This is a genomic window from Priestia sp. P5_B4, from assembly GCF_056400385.1.
The window spans coordinates 1-1165 of sequence record NZ_JBFULJ010001067.1; the positions used below are offsets into that span (position 1 = coordinate 1).

Below are 1165 nucleotides of genomic sequence, written 5' to 3' on the forward strand. Positions count from 1 at the left end.
ATTGAACTGCACTCTAATTGTTAGACTGTTTCTAACAATTAGAGTGCAGTTTTTTAATTTGTTAAGGAATATCGCTCTATTCTTATTAGTTAATATAAAGTTTCTATTACTGTATAGAGTATTTCTATAATCCATCCCATAAAACAAAACCTATAATAAAGAACAATAGATCAAACAAATTAATCCTAAAGCACAGAATTAAACGTTTCATTTTAAAATACCTTTAAAAGTGGTGAAGAAGATGCAAAAAGTAGTAGGAATTATAGGTGGGATGGGCCCGTTAGCGACAGTGGATTTAATGAAGAAAGTTATCTCATACACGCCAGCAACAAAGGATCAAGATCATATCCATATCATTGCTGACAACTTTTCTCAAATACCTGATCGAACAACAGCAATTTTAGGAAAAGGTGTAGATCCTTGCCCATATATGATACAGTCAGCGCAACGTTTAGAGAAAGCTGGCGCAGATTTTCTAGTAATTGCATGTAATACAGCTCATTTCTTCTTTGAGTCAGTAAAAAAATCTGTTCATATTCCGATTTTGCATATGCCTGTAGAAACAGCTAAATTTTTACAAGAAAATCATTTTAAAAAAGTAGGCTTGCTAGCTACAGATGGAACTATTAATACAAAATTGTATCAACATAGTTGCCAGAACTATGATATAGAGGTTATGGAGCCCGATATAATCATGCAAAAAGAAGTAATGGAAGGAATATATGCTATTAAAGGTGGAAAATCAGCAAAAGGATTTATGAGTCTTTCCACAGTAGCTAACAAATTGATTGAGGCAGGTGCGGAAGCTATTATAGCAGGCTGTACGGAAATTCCTCTTGTACTTAGATCATCCGATGAAATGGTTATTATTGATCCAACAGAAATTTTAGCTAAAACAATCATTAAAACAGCTAGTGAGACAGATAAGAGGATTCAATTAGTGTAATATCTAAAATTGCTTTACCTCTTTCTTTTAAATACTGTATAGGAAAATGTTATAGTAGAGAAAGATAACGATGAACGAAACTAAGGAGCAGTTAAAGATGAATATTGAAAACATTGAGGCTTTCATCTATGTATGCCAACTAGGTAGTTTCAATAAAGCAGCAGAGGCTCTTTATTTAACTCAACCTTCTGTAACAGCACGGATTCAGTCCCTAGAACG

General features: G+C 33.3%; 2 protein-coding genes. Both read left to right on the top strand.

Going from position 1 to position 1165, the window contains the following annotated elements:
* The first annotated feature begins 241 nt into the window (after positions 1-241).
* Positions 242-946, top strand: a complete 705-nt coding sequence (gene cuyB / locus AC1DRF_RS28830; protein ID WP_477742417.1) for a cysteate racemase — start codon at positions 242-244, stop codon at positions 944-946.
* A 97-nt stretch (positions 947-1043) separates the two neighbouring features.
* On the top strand, positions 1044-1165 hold a 122-nt coding region (locus tag AC1DRF_RS28835), incomplete at its 3' end, for a LysR family transcriptional regulator (protein ID WP_477742418.1).